This is a genomic window from Arthrobacter sp. SDTb3-6, assembly GCF_013376095.1.
Lineage (GTDB): Bacteria > Actinomycetota > Actinomycetes > Actinomycetales > Micrococcaceae > Specibacter.
Genome location: NZ_JAAMFN010000045.1, coordinates 1 through 21439, shown reverse-complemented (window position 1 = coordinate 21439; position 21439 = coordinate 1). Strand labels below are relative to the sequence as shown.

Here is a 21439-nt window from a genome sequence, read left to right as displayed (position 1 = left end):
CTTTAGTCCCGGCGGCCAAATTGCATGGCGGCCGGAATCCCCGGCGGCCGGTCCGCCAGGCAGCGGCTCATGGGGACCCCTGTCAGGCCAGGCACCCGCTCAGTGCCGGGCCGGCGGCCTTGTGCGGAGGTACTCGTGCAAGCCGGGAATGGCGAAGGCCACTCTTCCGTGGCCGGCCGGTTCGATCAGTCCTGCGTCCAGGAGCCGGGTGCGGTAGTTGGCCACAAGGTTTGAATTGGCCTCCAGCCGCCGGCCGATATCGTCGGCATATGCCGGCTCGTCGACCTTGGCCATTGCCTGCAGAAAATCAAGATCCTTGGCTGATGCAATGGCGAGCGCTGCCTCTCTGACGGTGCGTGCATGGCGTCAATTCTTCCTTCGCCATTTTCAGCTTTACGCCACAGGAAATAGCCAACCAGCTGGATCAGGAAAGGGTACCGCCAGTTGCCGCCGCGGCCTGGCGCACCAGGGCCGGAGCGATGGAAAGGGAAGCTTCCTTGAATGTTTCGGCAAAGGAAGATGCCACTTCATGGACGGCGGCCGCGTGGAGGTCAAACTTGTCAGCACGGCGCAGGAAGGTTGCCACGCCTTCGTTGAGCAGGTCAGCGACGGCCGCCGGCAGCCCCGCGAAGACCAGACCAATGGGAAGCCGGTCCTGAATGAAGTGCTGGACATTGGCGGCCAGTGGGGCCAGCTTAGCCCGATCGGCGGCATGGATCTCGTCAACGGCAATAAACCGGCCGGTGCCGTGTCCGTCCAGAAGACGGAGCGGCTGCTCACCAATATTCCGCCAGGCCACCTGACGTGCCGGAGGCAGCTGGGTGGTGATGCTGAAACCGGCAGCGGCGATGGCAGTGACGCGGCGTGCCGGCGTGCCGTCACCGAGTTCGTCCGCGCCCTGGGGCATGGCTTCACGGAGCCGGGCCATGCCCCCCGTCGCCGTCTCCGCGATGACCGCCCACCCACGCTCACGGGCAACATCGTGGACCTCACCGGGCATGACGGTCTTTCCGATGCCGCGCGCCTCGGTGAAGATGGTCAACAGTCCCGGGGCGCCGGATCCAAACCGCAAGCCATGGCTGAATTCGTCCAGCAACCCCGCACAGCCAATAATTTGAGGCGGTGTGGCGCCGGCCGAAGGGCGAAACGGATTGTCCACGCAACCATCCGTTGTGAGTCCTTGTGAGTTCCGACCCAGCCAAGCAGGCCCAGCCCGGGACTCTGGCGTGTGAAGTCCGGCAGGTTTAGATTGGAAGCCGTGGAACGCCAGTCATCCGCCGCGCCGCACCGCGGCCCCTCTCCTGCTTGGCTGGCGGCTGCCTACGTTGTCCTGGGCGGCTTCATGGTGCTTGAACGCTTCGCCCGCAAGCGCGGCCGGGCCTCCAGCCTGGACCCTTCCGCCGAAGACCGCGGCACAACCCGCATGATCGTGGGCGGCTTCATGGTGGCAGGTGTGTTGCCCCTGCTGCTCCGCCCGGTCCGGCAACGCCCGCTCCCCCGCAGCGCCGGAGCCTTGGGGCTTGCCCTCGAGGCGGCCGGCTTGTGCCTGCGCCTGTGGTCCATGCGCACCCTGGGCGGTTCGTACACCAGGACCTTGCAGACCAATGAAAATCAGCAGGTGGTGGACACCGGCCCCTACCGGGTGATCCGCCATCCCGGCTACCTGGGTTCGCTGCTTGCCTGGACCGGCTGCGCCGTCGCGTCCGGCAGCGTGCCAACGGTTCTTTCAGTGGCGGGGCTTTTGGCGGCCGCTTATCGGCGCCGGATCGGTGTGGAGGAAGAACTGCTCCGCCGCAAACTGCCCGGCTACGCGGAATACGCGGGGCGCACCAAGAAGTTGGTGCCTTTGCTCTGGTAGGGCGTCCCCATGCGCGCCGCCCTTCAGCCCCCCTCAGGAGCCGGCCTCCATGGCGTCCGCCATCCGGGCCGCATGTTCCGCCGCCACGGGCCTGCCGTGGCCGGGCACCATGGCCGGGTACTGCGCGCCCATGCCGGCCAGCGTCCGCAGCACGCGGATCCACCCGGCGCGGTCCGCGTCCTCGAACTGCGGTTCGGCGCCCTCCTCCAGGACGTCCCCGGTGAAGAGCACACCGGGCGCACCCACCATGAGGTCCCCTCGGGTGTGGGCGGGGCCCAGCGTGAACAGTGTGGCGGAGACGCCGCCAAGGTCCAGTCCCACAGGGTCCGCGTCCACCAGCCGTGTCGGCAGCACCAGCTCCGTGCCGGGCTTGTCCCCCGCAGCCATTTCAGGCTCGACGCCGGACACGGCCTTGCGCTGGGACTCCCCCGTCGCTGCCATGTCCCGCCGGGCGGCGGCGTGCGCCCAAAAGTCGGCCACGCCGTCGGCCCGGAAGAAGGCGTTGCCAAAGAAATGGTCCCAATGGGCATGCGTGTTGGCCACCACCAGCGGCAGCGGCGTCAGGGAACGGACGGCCGCCAGGATTTCCGCGGCGTGCCGGGGCCCGCAGCCGGTGTCGACGACGAGGGCCCTTTCGGCGCCGATGACCAGCCCGATGTTGACCAGCGCGCGGGCTGCATTGCTGGGCAGCACGTGGCTGGGGCCGCCAAGGTGCTGCCAACCGGCCCGCCCGGTTTGCCGGGCCATGCGTCCTCCTCCGCTGCCAAGGCACTGTGCCTCAATGCTGGGCCTCAATGCTGGCGCCTTATAAATGCTGTCGCCTTAAACTGCTGCCTTGAACTACAGCATGGCCCGCCCCGCCACAGGGAAGCAAGGCGCGGGGACGGGCATGACCCGATTGCACGAAGCCGGACATTGTGACAATATATGCGCATGAACGCAGATAAGAAGGTATGCGGGCGTTCCCCCGACGGGGAATTTGTCGAGCTCGCCGTGGAGGTCTTTTCCATGCTCGCCGACGCCACCCGTGTCCGCATCATCCTCGCACTGCGTGGGGGTGAACTGTCCGTCAGCAACCTGGCCACCGTGGTGGACAAGTCCCCGGCCGCCGTGTCCCAGCACCTGGCGAAGCTGCGCCTGGCCCGCATGGTTGCCACCCGGCAGGACGGCCAGCGGGTGTATTACCGGCTGGAAGACGAGCATGCCAGCCAGCTGGTGAATGACGCGATCTTCCAGGCCGAACACTCCCTGGGCGGCACGCCGCGCCACCACCATGAACACGATGCGGAGCAGCCATGAACACCACCGAACGCCCGGACGCGCCCGTGGCACGACACGACCACGACCACGACCACGACCACGACCACGACCACGACCACGACCACGACCACGACCACGATGGACACTCCCATAAGCACCACACTGGTTTCAAGGGGTGGCTGTTCGAGCTCTTCGTCCCACACACCCATGACTCCGCCGATTCGATCGACGACGCCCTGGAGTCCAGCGTCCAGGGCGTGCGGGCGCTGAAGATCAGCCTGTTCCTGTTGCTTGGCACCACCGTCCTGCAGTTCCTGGTGGTGCTCATCAGCGGTTCCGTGGCGCTGCTGGCGGACAGCATCCACAACTTTTCCGACGCCCTCACCGCCGTTCCGCTGTGGATCGCCTTCATCCTGGGGCGGCGGGCCGCAAACCGGCGCTACACCTACGGGTACGGTCGCGCGGAAGACCTGGCGGGGCTTTTCATCGTCGCCGTCGTGGCACTCTCGGCCGTCGTCGCGGCCTGGCAGTCGATCGACCGCCTGGTCCACCCGCAGCCGTTGCACAACCTGTGGTGGGTGATCGCCGCCGGCCTGATTGGCTTCGCCGGCAACGAGGCCGTGGCCGTTTACCGCATCCGGGTGGGCCGGCAGATCGGTTCCGCCGCCCTCGTGGCCGACGGCGTGCACGCCCGGATCGACGGCTTCACCTCGCTCGCGGTGGTCCTGGGTGCGGGCGGCGTGATGCTCGGCTTCCCGCTTGCCGACCCGATCGTGGGCCTGCTCATCTCCGCCGCCATCATCGTCCTGCTGTGGGGGACCGTGCGCAGCATCGGCCGCCGGCTCATGGACGGGATCGAGCCGGAGCTGGCGGACACGGCCATGGCGGCGCTCCGCGGGACCTCGGGCGTCGTCGAGGTGGAGCGCCTCCAGCTGCGCTGGGTGGGACACCGGCTGCAGGGCACGGCAACGGTCACCACCCTTGACGGGCCGCTGTCAGAAGTGGAGCACACCCTGGACGAGGCCAGGCACCGACTGGGACATGCCCTGCCGAAGCTGGACGACATGGTCATCCAGGCAACGGCCGCGCACGCCTAAAGTTCGGCCAGGGCGGCAGCGGGGTTCTCCATGGCGTCGGCCACAAAGCGCAGGAAGCCGGCCGCCACTGCCCCGTCGCAGACGCGGTGGTCAAAGGCGAGCGTCAGCTCCGTCACCTTCCGCACGCGCAGTTCGCCGTCCACCACCCAGGGCCTGTCCACTATCCGCCCCAGTCCCAGCATGGCCGACTCCGGATAGTTGATGATCGCGGCCGAGCCGTCCACGCCAAACACCCCGTAGTTGTTGAGGGTGAACGTGCCGCCGCTGAGCTGGGCCGGCCCCGCCTTGCCGTCGCGGGCGGTGGCGGCCAGCCCGCGGATGGCCCCGTCCAGGTCCCGGGCGCTGCGGCCCTGGGCGTTGCGGAGCACCGGGACCACCAGGCCGCGGTCCGTTTGCGCCGCGAATCCGAGGTTGATGCCGTCAAATTCGACGACGGTGTCCGTGCCGTCCACGCTGGCCAGCTGCGTGTTGAGCTGCGGGAAGCGGGCCAGCCCCGCCGTGGTGAAGCGGGCAACGAACGCCAGGATGCCGGGCGCGGAACCGTCCCGGGCCTTCAGGGACGCACGCAGTTCCACGAGTGCCGTGGCATCCACGTCCACCCACACGGTGGCCTCGGGAATCTCCCGTCGGCTCCTGGCCAACGCTGCGGCCGCGGTCTTTTTCACACCGGTCAGCGGCGTCCGCGAAAGCACGCGCAGCCCGGTCCGGGCGTCGACGGTTTCCCCGGATGCGGCCGGGGCGATGCCGCCGGCCGGCGGCGCCGCAGCCGGAGCCAGCGCCGCCTCCACGTCCCGGCGCAGGATGAGCCCGTCCGCGCCGCTGCCGGGAATGTCCGCCAGCGACAGGCCGGAGTCGTGGGCCATCTTGCGCACCAGGGGCGAGACCACCAGCTGTGCCCGGCGCTGCGGTACTCGTGCCCCGGCGGCCGCAATGGCGGATTCCTGGTTCATGTGGTGGTGGCGCGATGGCCGCGTCCGCCCCGGGCCGCCATGCCCTGAGGTGCCGTAGCCGATGAGCACGTTGCCCGATCCGGCCGCCGCCACGGGGGCCGGGGCCTCCGCGCCGTCGGAGGGCGTCGGGGCCCCTGCCCAGGGTGTGGTGGGCACCGCCGCCACGGGGGCCGGGGCCTCCGCGCCGTCGGAGGGCGTCGCACCGGGAAGCGCAATGGAAATCAGCGGCTTGCCGACCTCCATCGTGTCGCCCTCGGCGCCGTGGAGCGTCGCCACCACACCTTCAAACGGTGAGGGGACCTCCACCACTGACTTCGCGGTTTCCACCTCGGCGATCGGCTGGTCGATGTGGACGGCGTCGCCCTTGGCCACCAGCCAGGTGACGAGTTCGGCCTCGACCAGGCCTTCGCCCAGGTCCGGCAGCATGAAGACCTGCAGGCTCATGATTCCTCCCACTGGAGTGAGTCGACGGCGTCCAGGATCCTGTCCACGCCGGGCAGGTAGTGCTTTTCGAGCCGGGGCGCCGGATAAGGGATGTCGAAGCCGGTCACGCGCAGCACGGGGGCCGCGAGCGAGTGGAAGCAGCGCTCCTGGATGCGGGCGGCAATCTCGGAGGCCATGGAGGCGAAGCCCGGGGCCTCAGCGATGACCACGGCCCGCCCGGTGGAGCGGACGGCGGCACTGATGGTCTCGTCGTCGTACGGGACCAGGGAGCGGACGTCAACCACCTGGAGGGAACGGCCCTCGGCGGCGGCGGTCTCGGCAGCTGCGAGCGCGGCCGCCATGGACGGGCCGTAGGAGATCAGGGTGGCATCGGTGCCCTCGCGGGCAATCGCGGCACGGCCGATGCTGCTCGGGGCGGGGCTGCCGGCGTCGTACCGGGCCCGCAGGGCATCCAGGTCCACGGTGTCCTTGGAGAAGTACAGCTTCTTCGGCTCCATGAACACCACGGGGTCCGGGGAGGCGATGGCGTCGCGCAGCATGATGTAGGCATCCGTGACGGTGGACGGCGTCAGCACCGTCAGGCCGGGGGTGTGGACGTAGTAGGCCTCGGAGGAGTCGCAGTGGTGCTCCACCCCGCCGATCCCGCCGGCGTAGGGGATGCGGATGACCAGGGGCAGGCGCACCCGGCCCTTGGTGCGGTTGCCCATCTTCGCCACATGGCTGGTGATTTGTTCGAAGGCGGGGTAGGCGAAGGCGTCGAACTGCATCTCGACGACGGGCTTCATGCCGTTGACGGCCATGCCAGTGGCCATGCCGACGATGCCGGACTCGGCCAGCGGGGTGTCGAAGCAGCGGTCTTCGCCGAAGCGGCGCGTGAGGCCGTCGGTCACGCGGAAAACACCGCCCAGGGTGCCGACGTCCTCGCCAAACACCAGCACGGACCCGTCCGCCGCCATGGCGTCGGCCATGGCCAGGGTCAGCGCCTTGGCAAAGGTGATGGCCTGCACGCCGGAGAGTTCGGCGTGCACCGGCTCGGCGGCGGGGCGGCCTGCCGGGGCCGGGCCGGAGGTGGGCTGGTGCGCCATGGTGGTCATTGGTGGGCTCCTTCCAGGGAGGCGGCCGCGAGCTCGTCCGAGAGCTGTCGGGCCTGCTCGCGCAGCTGCGGGGTGGGCTCGGCATAGACATGGGCGAAGAGGTCCGCGGGGTCCGCGACGGTCTCGGCGTTGAGCCCGTCGCGCAGCACCTTCGCGATGGCCTCGGCGGCGGCCGAGATCCGTGCGGTGTCTGCAGCGGCCAGGCGCCCGGCGTCGCGCAGGTACTTTTCCAGGCGCAGCAGCGGGTCCTTCGGGACCCACTGCGCCACTTCCTCCGGGGTGCGGTAGCGGGTGGCGTCGTCGGCGTTGGTGTGCGATTCCATCCGGTAGGTGTGCGCCTCCACGAGTGCCGGACCGCCGCCGTTGCGGGCGCGTTCGACGGCGTGCCCCACCACTGCCAGCAGCGCCGCGAGGTCGTTGCCGTCCACCCGCTCGCCCGGCATGCCGTAGCCCACGGCCTTGTGCGCCAGGGACGGTGCCACGGACTGGTGGATGAGCGGGACCGAGATGGCGTACTGGTTGTTTTGGATCAGGAAGACGACGGGGACGTGGAAGACGGCGGCAAAGTTCAGGGCCTCGTGGAAGTCGCCTTCACTCGTGGAGCCGTCGCCGCACAGGGCCAGCACCACGGTGTCCTCGCCGCGCAGCTTCGCGGCATGGGCCACGCCGACGGCGTGCAGCAGCTGGGTGGCGAGCGGCGTGGTGGGCAGGGCCGTGTTGTACCGGTGCGGGTCAAAGCCTGAGTGCCAGTCCCCGCGCAGGGATTCAAAGGCCTCCATGGGGTCCACGCCGCGGCCCAGCACGGCCACCGTGTCGCGGTAGGTGGGGAACAGCCAGTCCCCGGCGCGCAGGCACATGTCCGCGGCCACCTGGCAGGCCTCCTGGCCGGTCGAGGACGGATATACGGCCATCCGCCCCTGCCGCACCAGGGCGTTCGCCTGGTCGTTGATGCGCCGGCCCACCACCAGGCGTTCGTAGCCGTCCACCAGCGTGTGCGGGTCCGGGAGGTTGTACGTCTCCTTGTAGTCCGCGTCGGGCGCCGCCGAGCCGTCCGGGGCGATGAGCTGGACCGGCGTGGCCGATGGCAGCAGGTAGCTTTCCGGACAGTCGGCATTGCCGGTGTATTCGATGAATTCCGGATGGTTCGTCATTGGATTTCCACTCCTCCCAGGGAGTTTTGCGGCCCCGGCGCGCCCGCCGTCGCGGGGTGGCGGCGCGGTTCGCCAGCGTGAAGATGTTCCGTCCTTCAAGTATGCGATTGCCTGGCTATTTGTATCCATCACTTGTGCGATGTGTGGAAAATCCGGAACTGAAGCCGTAGTCTTGAAGACGAAAGTGCATTGTGACGTGCATTACTGGCACAGCCCGTCTCACGGCCCCGCCGGCGACGCCCCGTGACCCCAGCGAAGGAACCCCATGCCAGAGCACCCCGCCGTCCCGCTGGACGAGGTGGACCGCAGGATCATCGCCGAGCTGGTCGGCGACGGACGGCTCTCCGTCACCACCGTGGCCGAGCGTGTGCACATCTCCCGCGCCCATGCCTACTCCCGCATATCCCGGCTTACCTCCACCGGCGTGCTGACCAGGTTCACGGCCCTGGTGGACCCGGTGAAGGCCGGGCTGAAGTCCTCGGCCTACGTGACGCTCAAGGTCAGCCAGCATGCGTGGCGTGAGTTGAAGGAGGCGCTGCGTGCCATCCCGGAAGTGGAACATATTGCCCTGGTGGGCGGGGACTTTGACGTGATCCTGCTGGTCCGCGCGGAGGACAATGCCGGCCTGCGCCGGGTCATTTTCGACCAGCTCCAGTCGATGCCCGGCGTTCAGGACACCCAGACGTTCCTGATCTTTGAGGACCTGGACAACCGCTGAGCGGGCGCCGGGCGCGGCCAAGCCATGAGTATGCCGTGAATCTCGAATCCGCCATTGATCTTTGGACCGTTCGGGCGCATTCTGGTGCGGGTATAGCGATCTTGGGAGCATGCCATGGCAGCGTTGAAAGCACCCGTTCCATCCGCCGGCGCCAGGCCGGGGCTTAAACGCGAGATCGGGTTCATCGGTCTCCTCTGGGCCTCGACGGGTTCCATCATTGGCTCCGGCTGGCTGTTCGGGGCCAAGGACGCCCTGCAGATCGCCGGCCCCGCCGCCCTCATCTCGTGGGTCATTGGCGGCATTTGCATCCTGATCCTGGCACTGCCCCATGCGGAGCTGGGCGGCATGTATCCGGTTTCCGGCGGCACGGCACGCTTTCCGCACTATGCCTTTGGCGGCGCCGTGGGCGCATCCTTCGGCTGGTTCTCGTGGGTGCAGGCCGCCACGGTGGCCCCCATCGAGGTCCAGGCCATCATCAACTACGCCGGCCACTACAACTTCGCCAAGTCGTGGCTGGTCATCAAGCAGACGGCCGCGGGCCCGCAGCCCACGCTGACGGGCAGCGGTTTGACGGTCGCCATCCTGCTGATGGCCTTTGTCACGGCCGTCAACTTCCTGAGCATCAAGAAACTTGCCAACGTCAACAGCGCCGCCACGTGGTGGAAGGTCGGGGTGCCGCTGTTGACGATTTTCATGCTGGCCGTCTTCAATTTCCACCCCGGCAATTTCACCGCGTCCAACGGCTTTGACCCGGACGGCGTCAAGGGCATCCTGTCCGCCGTGTCAACGGGAGGCATAGTCTTCGCGCTGCTTGGTTTTGAACAGGCAGACCAGCTGGCCGGTGAGAGCAGCAACCCCAAGAAGGACATCCCGCGGGCCGTCATCGGCGCCACGGTGATCGGCGTGATCATCTACCTGCTGGTGCAGTTCGCGTTCCTGGTGGCGCTGCCGTCCTCGCAAATTGGCACCACCTGGGCCAACGGCGTCTACACGGCCATGACGGGCCCGTTCGCCGACCTCGCCACGCTGGTGGGCTTTGGCTGGCTGGCCTCGGTCCTCTACATTGACGCACTCATATCCCCCGGGGGCACCGCACTGATCTACGTCACGGCGTCCTCCCGGGTTTCCTACGGGCTTAGCCGCAACGGCTATGTGCCTGTGGTGTTTGAAAAGACGAACAAGTCCGGCGTGCCCTGGGTGGGGCTGATCGCAGCCTTTGTCATCGGCTGCATCTGCTTCCTGCCGTTCCCCACCTGGCAGTCGATCGTGGGCCTGATCACCAGCGCCAGCGTCCTGATGTACGCCGGGGCGCCACTGGCCCTGGGGGCGTTCCGCCGCAGGCTGCCGGATGAGGACCGCCCGTACCGCCTGCCCGGCGCCAACGTCATGTCCCCCCTGGCCTTCATTGTCGCGAACCTGCTGATCATGTGGACGGGCTGGAACACGGACTGGAAGCTGGGCGTCGCCATCCTGATCGGCTACGTCATCCTCGTCGGCAACCGCCTGTTCAACCTGAACCCGCTCAAGCCGCAGATGGACTGGAAAGCCGCCCAATGGCTGCCCGTCTACCTGGTGGGCATGGGCCTCATTGTCTACGTCAGCGACTTCGGCCCGCTGGCGCATCCGTGGTTCCCGCTCTACTGGGACATTGTGGCCACGGGGGTGTTCAGCCTGATCATTTACTACTGGGCGGTCCATGTGGCGCTGAGTACGGAGGAGATCAAATCCATGGTCAACACCGTGGTGGTTGCTGAAGAGGAAACCCTCACCGAATCCTCCTGACGCCGGGAGCAATGGGGGCTAGTACTACGCCGCCGGGGATGCGGCAGGTCCCAGGTCCGGCCTGTCCCGCAGTTCCAGGGCGGTCCCGAGGCGTTCCAACTCAAGGACGGTGATTCGGTTGGTTCCGGGACGCAGCACCGGAGCCGGAACGTAGAGCGTGACTTGCGGGCCGGTCTCCCAGTACCGGCCTAGCAGGAACCCATTCGCCCAGGCGAAACCCTTACCGAATCCGGGCAGCGCAAGATGGGCATCTGCCGGCGCTTCGAGGTGGAATTCGGCAGTTGCGAATCCGGAGCCGGATGTGTCAGCCACCGCAGTGGACGTCGGGGAGGACAGCCCCTTTAGCCTGTCCTCATCCAGATCCTCAAGCGGAACCGTGCGCTGCTCCCAATGGAAGACGTACCTCCGGCCCACCAGGACGCCGCCCAGGATGCCTTTCCCCTGTCCCAGCAACGGACCGTAGTTGATGCGGCCCTGGTTTTCGACCAGGACCTCGAGCTTGACTGGCCTTCCCGTGCCCATGAGGCGGACGACCTCGGCCCCTTGCGCATCGTCCAGGACACCCGCGAAGACGCCGTCAACCCAAAGGTAGGCTCTGTCGTGCAGCCCCCTGATCGTGATGGTGGTTTCCGCCGCGGGCAGCACGGCGCTGGCGCTATAGAGCACCAGACCCCGGTCGAGACCGAGTTGCTCAAAGCTGAGGGGCCGCACACTGTTTATGGCCTGGTGGGAGCGGACGAAGTCCAACAGCTGGGCTCCGTGGCGCACGGCCAACTCTTGATGTGGCACCACCGCCGCCGGCTTCAGGAGCTCATCAGGGAGGGGCTTGAGTTCCTTGCCTGCTGCGGCATGGTACTCGGCGCGCATCGCATGGTATTTCTCGGTCAGGGTTCCGTCTTCGGCAATCGGCGCGTCCGAGTCGTAGCTGGTGACGGTGGGCTGCAGGACCCGGTCGTAGTTGCATCCGGAGCTGAGCCCGAAATTGGTGCCACCGTGGGCCATGTACAGGCAGACGGAGGCGTCCAAGGCCAGCATCGTGCGCACCTCGCCTGCAGCTTCTGCCGCGTCCCGCGTGTGATGGTGCTCGGTCCAGTGGTCAAACCAGCCGTTCCAAAATTCCACGTTGAAAAAGGGCTCGCCGGGACGGCGGCGCTTCCAGGTTTCGATCGCTTCGTCGCTGCGGCTGCCCAGGGTGGCCGTGGCCCAGGTGTCCGGCAGGGCGCCGCCGTCCAGGAAGTAGTCCGTGCCGCCGTCAGCGGTGAAGAGCAGCTCCGTGACGCCGCGTTCTTGAAGCGCCTGCCGGTTCCAGCGCAGGTACTCACGGTCGTCACCGTAGCTGCCGTATTCGTTCTCCACCTGAACGGCGATGATGGGGCCGCCCTGGCTGGCCTGCAACGGGGCAAGCTCGGGAAGCAGTTGGTCAAACCAGGTTTCCACGGCGGAGGTGAAGACAGGTTCGGAGCATCGCAGCCCGATGCCCGGCACGGCCGTCAACCAGGAAGGAAACCCGCCGTTGTCCCACTCGGCGCATATGTACGGTCCGGGCCGGACGATCACGTCGAGCCCGGCCCGCTGGGCCAGCCTGATGAACCGGCCAACGTCCCGCCAGCCGGAAAAATCCGGTGCTTGTCCGGATTTGGGCTGATGGAAGTTCCAGGCGATATAGGTGTCAAGGGTGTTGGCGCCCATGGCGGCCAGGCGTGCGATCCGGTCCTCCCACTGCTCCGGATGCACGCGGAAGTAGTGGATGGCTCCGGCCAGGATCCGGTGCTTGTTTTCGCCGCGGAAGAGCTGGCCCCTGCGGATGCCCAGCGTCGGTTCACGCGATTCCGCTGCAGCCAGGCTTCCCCGCGCCGCGATCCCGGATGCCCGACTCACGGTTCCACAGCAATCCGGGCCGGCTGGCCGTCCCGGAAGTAGTCCAGCAGCTCGGCAGGAAGGTCCGGTACCTCGCGGGCGGAGCCGTCTCCGCGCAGGGATTCGGTGGCCAGCACCCCTGCGGCCACGGCCTGCCGGGCAGCCACCGGACTGGTACGGGTCCGTCGGCCGCTGCGGACAAAGTCCAGGAATTCCACCATGAGCAACGGATCCGCCCCGCCGTGGCCACCCTCGCCGTCGCCGATCATAACCTTCCGGTCCGGCTCGCTGAAGCCGTCCTGGCTCCTGCTGGTCCACACATAGATCTGCCCGCCCGGGCCGTCACCAAAGTTCTCGATCCGGCCCCTAGTGCCGATGACCGTATAGTTGCGCCAGTAGTCCGGGGTGAAGTGGCACTGCTGGTAGGAAGCCAGCACACCGTTGTCCAGCACCATCTGCATCATGGAGATGTCCTCCACATCGATGACCGGGTTCAGGTCCGTCTGCTCGGTCGGCGGCCAGTTGTCCACATTGAACCAGTCCCCCATCCGCCGGTCGCTGTTGTCCCTCCGACTGGCCACACCGCCGTAAACCGCGAGGTCCCCGACCGCCGAGACCCGACTGGTGTAGCCACCGGCGAGCCAGTGGATGACATCAATATCGTGCGCACCCTTCTGCAGCAGCAGGCCGGTGGTGTTGGCCCGCTCGGCATGCCAGTCCTTGAAGTAGTAGTCCCCGCCGTTGCCCACGAAGTGCCGGCACCAGACGGCCTTGACCTCCCCGATGGCGCCCTCCTGGATCAGTTGGCGCATCTGGACGACGACGGGCATGTGCCGCATGTTGTGCCCCACATACAGCCGGGTCCCCGTCTCATAGGCGGTCTGCAGCACCAGATCCGCGGCCTCCAGGGTCACGTCGAGCGGCTTCTCGCAGAAGGTGGCGATCCCTGCCTTCAGGGTCCGCACCGCTACCGCGGCATGCTGGTTGTCCGGGGTCAGCACCAGCACTGCGTCCAGCCCGGCGGCCAGAAGCACCTCCAGTTCACCGGTGACCTTCGCCGTCGGAATCTTCGCCGCGGCATCCGCCCGGCCCCGCTCGCTGACATCGCACACCATCGTGACCTCCGAACCAGCGCCCGGTTTGTGCACGTGGCGCCATAACCCCGAGCGCAGCCCGAAACCGACGATCCCGACCTTCAAATCCCTTGTATCCACTGCCTTTTCATTCCTTCTGTCGCCACTATCCGCCGCCAAGCCTGGCCTGCGGAAACCTGCTGATCGCTAACTCTGATCCTCTAACTCTGCTCATGGGAACCGCCGCCGGAACCCTGACGGAGCGGCGCGGACTCCCGGGCAAACAGCTGCCAAGGGAATTCCAACACCTCCGGCTCCCCTCCTTCGCCCTTGGCCCGGTCCAGCAGCAGCGTGGCCACCGCGTCGAAGAATCCGGCCGGTCCCACCGAGCTGAGCGAAGGTGTCATCCGTTCGCCCTCCACCGTGTTGCCCACCCCGATGATGTCGATGTCCCGGCCCACGGTCAGGCCCATTCGCTGAGCGGCGTTAATGGCGCTCATGGCCGCGAAGTCCGTGGTGGCGTAGATGGCCGTGGGCCGCTCCGGGTTGGAAAGCAGGCGCACCGCCGCGTCATAGGCACTGGCCGGGAGGACCTCGTAGCTTTCCACGTAGTCCTCTCGCAGTTCCAGCCCGGCGTCGGCCAGCGCCTCCACGTAGGGCAGGTAGCGGGAGGGGCGCTGCGGGTCGATCCCCCGACCTGAAGTCAGGCAACCAATCCGGGTGTGGCTGCGCAGCAGGTGCCCCATCGCCAGCCCGCAGCCAGGCAATGCCAGGGAACGGATCACGTCAAATCCGGCCGGCTCCAGCACCTCGCTGAAAACGACTAACCGGGTACCCCGCCCGGCCAACCGGAGCAGGTCCTCCCTGTGGTCGGGCGGAACCGCGTCGATGAACACGGCATCCGCGTCGTGGCTCTGCAGGACCTGGGCCCAGTCAGCATCAGCCAAGATTAGCGGGGTGATGCCCAGCGGGGCTGCCCGCCGCTGGACGGCTTCAATGACGGCCAGCGACCACGGGTCCGAGAGCATGGTCAGGGACAGCAGCACGGTGTTGGTCCGGCCGGTCCGGATGGCCCGGGCGGCAGGGTTGGGCTGATACCCCAGACGGTCCGCCGCCTCGCGGACCCGCCTGATCGTCGCCGGCGAAACCCCCGCCCCGCCCTGGACACCGCGGCGCCCCGAAAGCACATAGGAGACGGTCGCCGTCGACACCCCCGCCTCGCCGGCCACGCTCCGGATGGTAGCCCGCATCGGTTCCCCCAATCTCTGCTGTTGTCCTGTTTGCAGGTTACTGTAACTGCGCCGGAGTTGCCCGCCTGATCTACGCGCCGAAGACGGGAACGTCCGACGGAAGCGCCTTCTGGTACTCCTCGCGGATCTTGTCTCCGCCGCCGTCCTTCCAGCGTTTGAGGGCGTCCTTGAAGTCGGAGACCTTGGCCCGGCCGGTGATGATGTCGATGGTCTTGTCCGTGATGATCTTGGTGATCTTGGAGCCGACCTTGGAATTCGTGTCCGAGTAGGTGCCGTTGGTCGGATTGCGCCAGGCGAATTCCAGCAGTTTCTGCTCCTGCTGGTAGATGTACTTGGTGTCGTCCGGGAACGCGGGATTGAAGATGACATTTTCCGGGCTGGACATGATGTTCAGGGCGCTGGCCAGGCCCGGAATGTCGGTCTGCCCTGATTCGGTCATGACCGGGTTGCCGTTGGGATCCAGGGTGAAGTCCTTGCCCAGCTCGCCGTAGTTCTTCTGGAGGTACTCGACGCTGCCGAACGGCGCGGACAGATAGTTGATCAGGGCCAGCAGTTCCCGGATCTTGCCCTCGTCGGTCTTCTTGAACGGAGTGAAGCCGACGGTGCCGTAGCCCATGTCGTAGGTGGGCTTGGTCTTGCCGTCGAAGCCGAAGGGAATCAGGATCTCCGTCTGGGCGTTCTTGTCCAAATTTCGGTAGCGGGCAATGTTGTGCGGGCCCACAATGACCTGGGCGGCGACGCTGCCGTTGACGATCCGGTTCGAGATGTCTGTGGCGTTGGCGTCCGGGTAGAAGCAGCCGGCGGCGAAGAGCTTCGCCGCATATTCCAGGCCTGCCTCATACTGCGGGGTTTCGTAGCGGTTGGTCAGGGTGCGGTCCTTATTCACCGCCCAGCCGTTGGGCGCGCCCAGCCACTCGGTGATCATGTGCAGCATGTTGATGTACGCCGGCTCCAGGGCGTACTTGCCCTCGTTGGGCCGGGTGAGTTCCTTGGCTTTCTGGAAGAACTCGTCGGCGGTGGACGCGGTCAGGCCGCCGACCTGTGCCCAGGTGCTCTTGTTGCCGGCCATGACCTGACCGAAGGGAGTGCTGGGGATGGGTGCGCCCCAGATCTTGCCGTTGACGACGGCGGTCTTCCACGAATCCGGCTTCAGTGCGGCCAGGTTGGGGTACTCCAGGACGGCATCCCCCGAGAGGTATTTGGTCAGGTCCTGGAATTTGGCTTCCAGCATGGGTCCGATGTTGGGGATGCCTTGGTTCGGCGGAACCCACATCATGTCCGGCAGCGTGTCACTGGCCAGGATCGTGGCAAACTTGGCCGGGTAGCCGTCGCCGACGTCCTCGGCAATCTGCAGGTCCAGGGTGCCGCCCAGCTTTGCGTTGAGCCGCTGCCAGAACGGATTGTCCGCCATGGCCGGAGACATCGTCTCGAACGTCTCCGTCAGGCCCGTGACCGTGCCCTTAAGCGGCGGCGCCTTTACCGTCTGGACGGGGCTCGGCATCTTCAGGAAGCCGGCCTGCAAACCCTTGGCGTTACCGGCAAATTCCGCAGTGATGCCGGTGAACTCCTTGTACGTGGGCAGCTTTACGTCGGCCGAGGCCGCCGCTCCGCCGCCGGAGCCCGAGCCGGAGCTGCCGCAGCCGGCCAGCGAAGCCCCCATGGCTACCGCGGTCACGGACAGCCCCGCGAGGCCTAGGAAATTACGCCGGCTGACGCCGGCCTGGGAGGTGCGGTTCATCGCATACCCCTTTCTGGGTTATCCCTTGATGGCGCCGGTGATGACGCCCTTGTTGAAGTGCTTCTGGAGGAACGGGTAGACAAGGAGAATGGGCAGCAGCGCCACCACCACGATGGCCATCTGCATGGACTGCGGCGGCGGGGCGGACGCGATGCCCAGCTGATCCGCCAGCCCACCGCCCTGCACCACGTAGTTGCGCAGCACCAGCTGGACCGGGAACTTGGTCTGGTCATTGATGTAGAGCATGGCGTTGAAGAAGGCGTTCCAGAATCCGACCGCATAGAACAGTCCGACGACGGCGACCACGGCCTTGGAGAGCGGCAGCACAATCTTCCACAGGATCTTGAAATCCCCCGCGCCGTCGATCCTGGCACTTTCAACCAGCTCCTGCGGAATGTTCATGAAGAAGGAGCGCATCACCACAAAGTTGAAGGCTCCGAAAATGCCAGGCAGGATCAGCGACCACAAGGTGTTCAGCAGCCCCAGTTGCTTGACCATCAGGAACATCGGGATCAGTCCCGGGGCGAAGAGCAGCGTGAACAGCACCAGCAGCAGGACCGGGCGGCCGAAAAGCACGGGACGGCTGGTGGCGTATGCCATCGTGATCGTGACGAACAAAGCCAGCAGGGTGCCCACGGCCGTCACGACCGCACTGACCCCCAGCGCCCGGAACATGAACGATCCGCTGAAGATGGCTTCGTAGGACTGCAGGGTCGGATGCGTGGGCCACAGGACGTAGCCGCCGGCCTGCACCAGTTGCTGGTCATCGGCCAACGAGGTGGAGACCACCAGCAGGATCGGCAGCACAATGGACAGCGTGATCAGCCCCAAGATGACGCCCTTGATGCACTGGTAGAGCGGCGACGCCGGTTCCTTCCAGGCAGGCCGGTTAGGGTTGAACGTCAGGCCTGAGCGTTTGCGTTGGGACAGTTTCCGATTGGACTGTTTGCCCTGGGATGGCTTGCCGCTGGGCGGCGTGCCGTCCGAGGCATTCCGGACTTGTGCGTTTATTGCCATGACATGTCTCCTTGGATGGCTGGCGTCCTGGCCGGGCCGGGAACCTAGCCGACCTTTTTCGAAAAGATTCCGGGTTCGCCCATTCGGTGGGCCACCTTATTGGCTGCGAAGATCAGGATGGCCCCCACAACTCCCTTGGCCAGGCCGGCCGCCGCGCCCATGCTCCAGCCGCCTCCCACCACCCCGGCAAAGTAGGTGAAGGTGTCCAGCACTTCGGACGCTCCAGGGCCGACGGCGTCGTGCTGGAGCAGGAACTGTTCAAAGCCGACGCTGAGGATGTCCCCGATCCGCAGGATGAGCAGCAGGACGATGATGGACCGCAAGCCAGGCAGCGTGATGTGCCACATCCGGCGCCAGCGGCCGGCACCATCCGTCGCGGCTGCCTCATAAAGCGAGCCGTCAATGCTTGCCAACGACGCGAGGAAGATGATCATCGCCCAGCCCGCGTCCTTCCAGACCAGCTGGACGGTGGCCAGCAACGGAAAAGTATCCGGATTGGTCATGAATGGGATGGCCCCCAGGCCCAACTGCCGCAGCTCGTTATTGACCAGGCCGGCACCTCCCAGCACCTGTTGGAACAAGGCGATGACCAGGACCCAGGAGAGGAAGTGCGGCAGGTAGACAATGCTCTGGAACCACCGCCGGATCTTGGTGCTCATCAGCGAGTCCACGATCAGCGCCAGTCCCAGCGGCACCGGGAAGAACAGCACCAGCTGCCACAGCGCCAACACCAGCGTGTTCCGCAGGGCAACCCAAAAATCGGGGTCGAAATAGAGGTCCACAAAGTTTTGCAGCCCGACCCAGTCGCTGTTCAGGATCCCCAGGAATGGCTGATAGTCCTGGAACGCGATGACGTTGCCCAGAATCGGAATGTAGAAGAACAGCAGCAGGAACACCAGCCCGGGGACCATCATCAACAGCATCTGCCGGTCCCGTTTCCAGCGCACCCTCAGGCTCTGCCTGCCGGCGGCGCTCTTCCTGGCCTTCCGTGCGCCCAGGGGTTTTCCCGGAGGCCTTGAAGCCACGCAGTACGGCCGGGACGGCGCTTGCCGTTCCTCGCTCGTGGTCGAGATCATGCTCTCTCCTCTTACCTTGGGTGACGCCCATCGCTGTGGCCTGCATCTCGTTAACCGTTTAATAGACCATAAGGGAAGACGCGCCATAGTGCAATATGATGATTGAATAAAGCAATATCAATCATTATTATTCATATGGACCCTGCGGTGACGGCATGACTGGACTACCATGAAGGCAAAAGGAGCCCTCTTTGGCCACGGCCCGAGGCGGGATCAAACCAGAAGTCAAAGACCGCAGATGAGAGTTCGCATCAGCTTGGCCGGTGCGGCCGGAGGGAGAAGCCATGGGGCAATGCTGCAGGCCGCCTGCCCGCGATGCCTGGCGTGAGGCCGCGGCGCCTCAGAGTGGCGCAGGAGATTCGGGACCACCCAGTCACCCAGGTCTCGCACACCCATGCGCTGGCCTACTGCGCCTCGGCCGGCCGGCGCCTGCCCACCGAGGCGCAAAGGGAATTTGCCGCCGGGCCAGCCTGGCGCAGGCCCGCTACCCCTGGAGCGACGAGTGGGCGCCGGGGGCGTTCCGGAACACCGCTGCAACATTTGGCAGGGCTTGCCCCAGGTCCGCCGGCGGCAGCTGCGGCTTCCGGACGGGGGCCCCGAAATTTCCCAACGACGGCCCTGAACGTGGAATGACGCCGTCGTGACACGTCCCAATGTGATCCTGATCTGTGCCGACGAGTGGCGCGGAGACTGCCTCTCTGCGGCGGGGCACCCCCATCTGCAAACTCCGCACCTGGATGAGCTTGCGGCAGCCGGGACTCGGTTTGATCATGCGTATTCCGCAACTCCCACCTGCGTTCCGGCGCGGGTGGCCCTGTTCACAGGGCAGTCCCAGGAGCGGCACGGCCGGGTCGGCTACCAGGAGGGCATTCCGTTCGAGGTGGCACACCCGGTCACCCTTGCCGGAGAGTTCCGCAAGGCGGGCTACCAGACCCAGGCGGTCGGGAAGATGCACGTCTATCCGGAACGGAGCAGGGCCGGTTTCGACGACGTGATTCTGCACGACGGTTTCCTGCACTTTGCCCGTCGGGAGCACAAGCTCAATTTCAGGTTTTTCGACGACTATGTGCCCTGGCTACGGCGGCAGCCCGGGGTGGGCCCGGATGAGGAGTATTTTGACCACGGGGTGAACTGCAACTCCACTGTAGCCCGGCCTTGGGACAAGGCTGAACGGCTGCACCCGACCAGCTGGGCGGGAACCCAGGCCATCGACTGGCTGTACCGGCGCGACCCCACCCGACCCTTTTTCCTGTACCTGTCCTTCCACCGCCCGCATCCACCCTACGATCCGCCGGCCTGGGCTTTTGAGCAGTATCTGGACCTGCCTGCCTTCCGGCGCCGGCTGGGGAACTGGGAACACCATTATGATCGGGTGCGGACCGACGGCTTGCACCAGGCCGCGTTCGGCACACTGTCCGAGGCGGTCACACACCGCGCCCGTGCCGGCTACTACGGGCTGATGGCCCACGTTGACCTGCAGATCATGCGGCTGAGGGAGGCCCTGACCGGGTTCGGGCTGGCGGACAATACCGTCATCGCCTTCACCAGCGACCATGGAGAGATGATGGGGGATCACGACTTCTACCGGAAAGCCGTTGGCTACGAGGGCTCCGCCCGGATACCGTTCATCGTTGCTGCTGCACCCTCGGATGGCGGTGCGCTCCGGGGGGCCGTCGCGGACCAGGTGGTGGAACTGCGCGACGTGATGCCCACCCTGCTGGAACTGGCCGGCCTGCCCGTTCCGCCCGAGTGTGACGGTAAGTCCCTGGTTCCAGCACTCCGCGGCGAAAACGGTCTGCCGGTCCGCCGGTGGCTGCACGGCGAGCACGTCTATTTCGGGCAGTCCCTGCAGTGGGTGACGGACGGCCACGTCAAATATCTGTGGGCTTCGGGCTGGGGTACGGAGGAGCTCTTCGATCTGGACGCGGATCCGGAGGAACTGGAAAATCTGGCTGCGGACCCTACGCACGCGCACCTGCTGGAGCTGTGGAAGTCCCGGCTGGTCCAGGATCTTACCGGCCGGGAAGAGGGCTTCGTCAGCGATGGCCGGCTGGTCACGGGCCGGGCCGTTGTGCCCATCCTGACGCATACCCGGCTACGACTCGAAGCGGCCCGTTAGCCCAACCGGGGGCCCGTCTCCCAATGATCTGGCTGTTGCATCGGCAGGATGAAGGAATGAACCCTCGCTACGCCGTGTTGTCCGATGCCCAGTGGAAGCACATTGCCCCGCTGATGCCTGAGTCCGAGGGGAAGTTGGGCCGTCCGTTCAAGGATCACCGCCTCATGGCAGAGGGGATCATCTACCGGTACCGGGCCGGTATCCCGTGGCGGGACCTGCCGCCGCATTTCGGGCCGTGGCAGACGGTCTGGAAGCGCCACCGCGGCTACAGTGGCGACGGGACCTGGGACAAGGCCCCGGCCGCCCTGCTGACCCGGGCGGATGCCGCCGGGCTGATCCATTGGGAGGTGTCGGTGGATTCCACGGTCCACCGTGCCCACCAGCATGGCACCAACCTCCCCCGCCACACAGGGGGACCCATCGAATGACAAGAATCTGCTCGTGGAGCCTGCCGATCACGCCATCGGCCGCTCCCGCGGCGGCCTGACCACCAAGATCCACGCCCTGGTCGACGGTAATCAACGCCCGCTGGTCCAACTCCTTGGGCCGGGCCAGGGCGGGGACTCGCCCATGTTCGAGAACCTGATGGAGGCCCTGAAGGTCGAAAGGGAAGGCCGCGGACGGGCACGCACCCGCCCGGATCGGGCCATGGCCGATAAAGCCTACTCATCCAAAGCGATCCGGGCCTACCTGCGGGAGAGGCGCATCGAGTGCGTCATCGACGGAAAAGGAGGACCAGAAGGCCAACCGACAGCGCAAAGGCTCCGCTGGCGGCAGGCCGGTCAGCTACGACAAGGAAGCCTACAAACGCCGCAACGTCGTCGAGCGCAGCTTCAACACGCTCAAGCAATGGCGGTCCCTGGCCACCCGGTATGACAAGCTCGCCCTCACCTACCGCTCGGCCGTCGTCCTGCAGGCCGTCGCCATCTGGAGCGCAGCATTAGGAGACACGCCC

Annotated in this window: 20 protein-coding genes and 1 pseudogene; 9 read left to right on the top strand and 12 right to left on the bottom strand. The window is 66.4% G+C overall.

Annotated features, from left to right (window positions below):
• Positions 1-99 precede the first annotated feature (99 nt).
• Together G6035_RS20280 and G6035_RS20275 are read right to left on the bottom strand one after the other, a co-directional pair.
• Positions 100-294 (bottom strand): hypothetical protein, encoded by a 195-nt coding sequence (locus tag G6035_RS20280; protein WP_256128069.1) that lies wholly within the window; start codon positions 292-294, stop codon positions 100-102.
• 130 nt (positions 295-424) lie between these two features.
• Positions 425-1042: a hypothetical protein gene (locus G6035_RS20275; RefSeq protein ID WP_256128068.1), complete on the bottom strand. Its 618-nt coding sequence runs from the start codon at positions 1040-1042 to the stop codon at positions 425-427.
• Positions 1043-1258: 216 nt separating this feature from the next.
• On the opposite strand from G6035_RS20275, the gene G6035_RS16990 reads away from it, so the two are divergent.
• The gene (locus tag G6035_RS16990) at positions 1259-1858 is read left to right on the top strand and encodes an isoprenylcysteine carboxylmethyltransferase family protein (RefSeq protein ID WP_176618289.1); all 600 of its coding nucleotides are present in this window, start codon (positions 1259-1261) and stop codon (positions 1856-1858) included.
• Positions 1859-1891: 33 nt separating this feature from the next.
• Here the strand turns inward: G6035_RS16990 and G6035_RS16985 are convergent, their stop codons facing one another.
• Positions 1892-2605, bottom strand: a complete 714-nt coding sequence (locus G6035_RS16985; RefSeq protein WP_176618288.1) for an MBL fold metallo-hydrolase — start codon at positions 2603-2605, stop codon at positions 1892-1894.
• 186 nt (positions 2606-2791) lie between these two features.
• Between G6035_RS16985 and G6035_RS16980 the strand changes: the two genes are divergently transcribed.
• Both G6035_RS16980 and G6035_RS16975 read left to right on the top strand, forming a co-directional pair.
• Entirely contained in the window at positions 2792-3157 is a 366-nt protein-coding gene (locus G6035_RS16980) for a metalloregulator ArsR/SmtB family transcription factor (protein WP_176618287.1), read from the top strand.
• Positions 3154-4215: a cation diffusion facilitator family transporter gene (locus G6035_RS16975; RefSeq protein ID WP_176618286.1), complete on the top strand. Its 1062-nt coding sequence runs from the start codon at positions 3154-3156 to the stop codon at positions 4213-4215. The genes G6035_RS16980 and G6035_RS16975 overlap by 4 nt, the downstream gene beginning before the upstream one ends.
• On the opposite strand, the gene G6035_RS16970 is transcribed toward G6035_RS16975, so the two are convergent.
• The 3 genes from G6035_RS16970 to G6035_RS16960 are packed head-to-tail and all read right to left on the bottom strand — an operon-like array spanning position 4212 to position 7854.
• On the bottom strand, positions 4212-5609 hold the full coding sequence (locus G6035_RS16970; protein ID WP_176618285.1) for a dihydrolipoamide acetyltransferase family protein: 1398 nt from the start codon (positions 5607-5609) through the stop codon (positions 4212-4214). The genes G6035_RS16975 and G6035_RS16970 overlap by 4 nt on opposite strands.
• On the bottom strand, positions 5606-6703 hold the full coding sequence (locus G6035_RS16965) for a transketolase C-terminal domain-containing protein (protein ID WP_176618284.1): 1098 nt from the start codon (positions 6701-6703) through the stop codon (positions 5606-5608). The genes G6035_RS16970 and G6035_RS16965 overlap by 4 nt, the downstream gene beginning before the upstream one ends.
• Complete coding sequence (locus G6035_RS16960; protein WP_176618283.1) at positions 6700-7854, bottom strand: thiamine pyrophosphate-dependent dehydrogenase E1 component subunit alpha; 1155 nt, start codon at positions 7852-7854, stop codon at positions 6700-6702. The genes G6035_RS16965 and G6035_RS16960 overlap by 4 nt, the downstream gene beginning before the upstream one ends.
• 265 nt (positions 7855-8119) lie before the next feature.
• Between G6035_RS16960 and G6035_RS16955 the strand changes: the two genes are divergently transcribed.
• Positions 8120-8572 carry an Lrp/AsnC family transcriptional regulator gene (locus G6035_RS16955; protein WP_176618282.1) on the top strand — a complete coding sequence of 151 codons (453 nt, stop codon included), beginning with the start codon at positions 8120-8122 and terminating at the stop codon, positions 8570-8572.
• A gap of 114 nt (positions 8573-8686) precedes the next feature.
• Positions 8687-10354 carry an APC family permease gene (locus G6035_RS16950; protein ID WP_176618281.1) on the top strand — a complete coding sequence of 556 codons (1668 nt, stop codon included), beginning with the start codon at positions 8687-8689 and terminating at the stop codon, positions 10352-10354.
• A 24-nt stretch (positions 10355-10378) separates the two neighbouring features.
• Here G6035_RS16950 and G6035_RS16945 read toward each other — a convergent pair whose 3' ends face one another.
• The 6 genes from G6035_RS16945 to G6035_RS16920 form a co-directional block, all read right to left on the bottom strand.
• Positions 10379-12232, bottom strand: coding sequence for a beta-galactosidase (locus G6035_RS16945; RefSeq protein WP_371131057.1), 1854 nt, complete (start codon positions 12230-12232; stop codon positions 10379-10381).
• Positions 12229-13425: a Gfo/Idh/MocA family protein gene (locus tag G6035_RS16940; RefSeq protein ID WP_256883851.1), complete on the bottom strand. Its 1197-nt coding sequence runs from the start codon at positions 13423-13425 to the stop codon at positions 12229-12231. The genes G6035_RS16945 and G6035_RS16940 overlap by 4 nt, the downstream gene beginning before the upstream one ends.
• 80 nt (positions 13426-13505) lie before the next feature.
• A complete protein-coding gene (locus G6035_RS16935; RefSeq protein ID WP_176618280.1) occupies positions 13506-14534 on the bottom strand; it encodes a LacI family DNA-binding transcriptional regulator in 1029 nt (342 codons plus the stop codon).
• Between the two features lie 70 nt (positions 14535-14604).
• On the bottom strand, positions 14605-16272 hold the full coding sequence (locus G6035_RS16930; protein ID WP_176618279.1) for a sugar ABC transporter substrate-binding protein: 1668 nt from the start codon (positions 16270-16272) through the stop codon (positions 14605-14607).
• A gap of 18 nt (positions 16273-16290) precedes the next feature.
• The gene (locus tag G6035_RS16925; protein ID WP_176618278.1) at positions 16291-17289 is read right to left on the bottom strand and encodes a carbohydrate ABC transporter permease; all 999 of its coding nucleotides are present in this window, start codon (positions 17287-17289) and stop codon (positions 16291-16293) included.
• Between the two features lie 44 nt (positions 17290-17333).
• A complete protein-coding gene (locus tag G6035_RS16920) occupies positions 17334-18365 on the bottom strand; it encodes a sugar ABC transporter permease (RefSeq protein WP_176618277.1) in 1032 nt (343 codons plus the stop codon).
• A 315-nt stretch (positions 18366-18680) separates the two neighbouring features.
• Between G6035_RS16920 and G6035_RS20695 the strand changes: the two genes are divergently transcribed.
• The 4 genes and pseudogenes from G6035_RS20695 to G6035_RS20685 form a co-directional block, all read left to right on the top strand.
• Positions 18681-18998, top strand: a complete 318-nt coding sequence (locus tag G6035_RS20695; RefSeq protein ID WP_371131056.1) for an SUMF1/EgtB/PvdO family nonheme iron enzyme — start codon at positions 18681-18683, stop codon at positions 18996-18998.
• Positions 18999-19005: 7 nt separating this feature from the next.
• Entirely contained in the window at positions 19006-20484 is a 1479-nt protein-coding gene (locus tag G6035_RS16910; protein ID WP_176618276.1) for an arylsulfatase, read from the top strand.
• 56 nt (positions 20485-20540) lie between these two features.
• Positions 20541-20912, top strand: a complete 372-nt coding sequence (locus G6035_RS20690) for a transposase (protein WP_371131055.1) — start codon at positions 20541-20543, stop codon at positions 20910-20912.
• Positions 20869-21439: pseudogene (locus G6035_RS20685) on the top strand (IS5 family transposase); the annotation flags it as partial. The gene G6035_RS20690 and the pseudogene G6035_RS20685, both read left to right, overlap by 44 nt.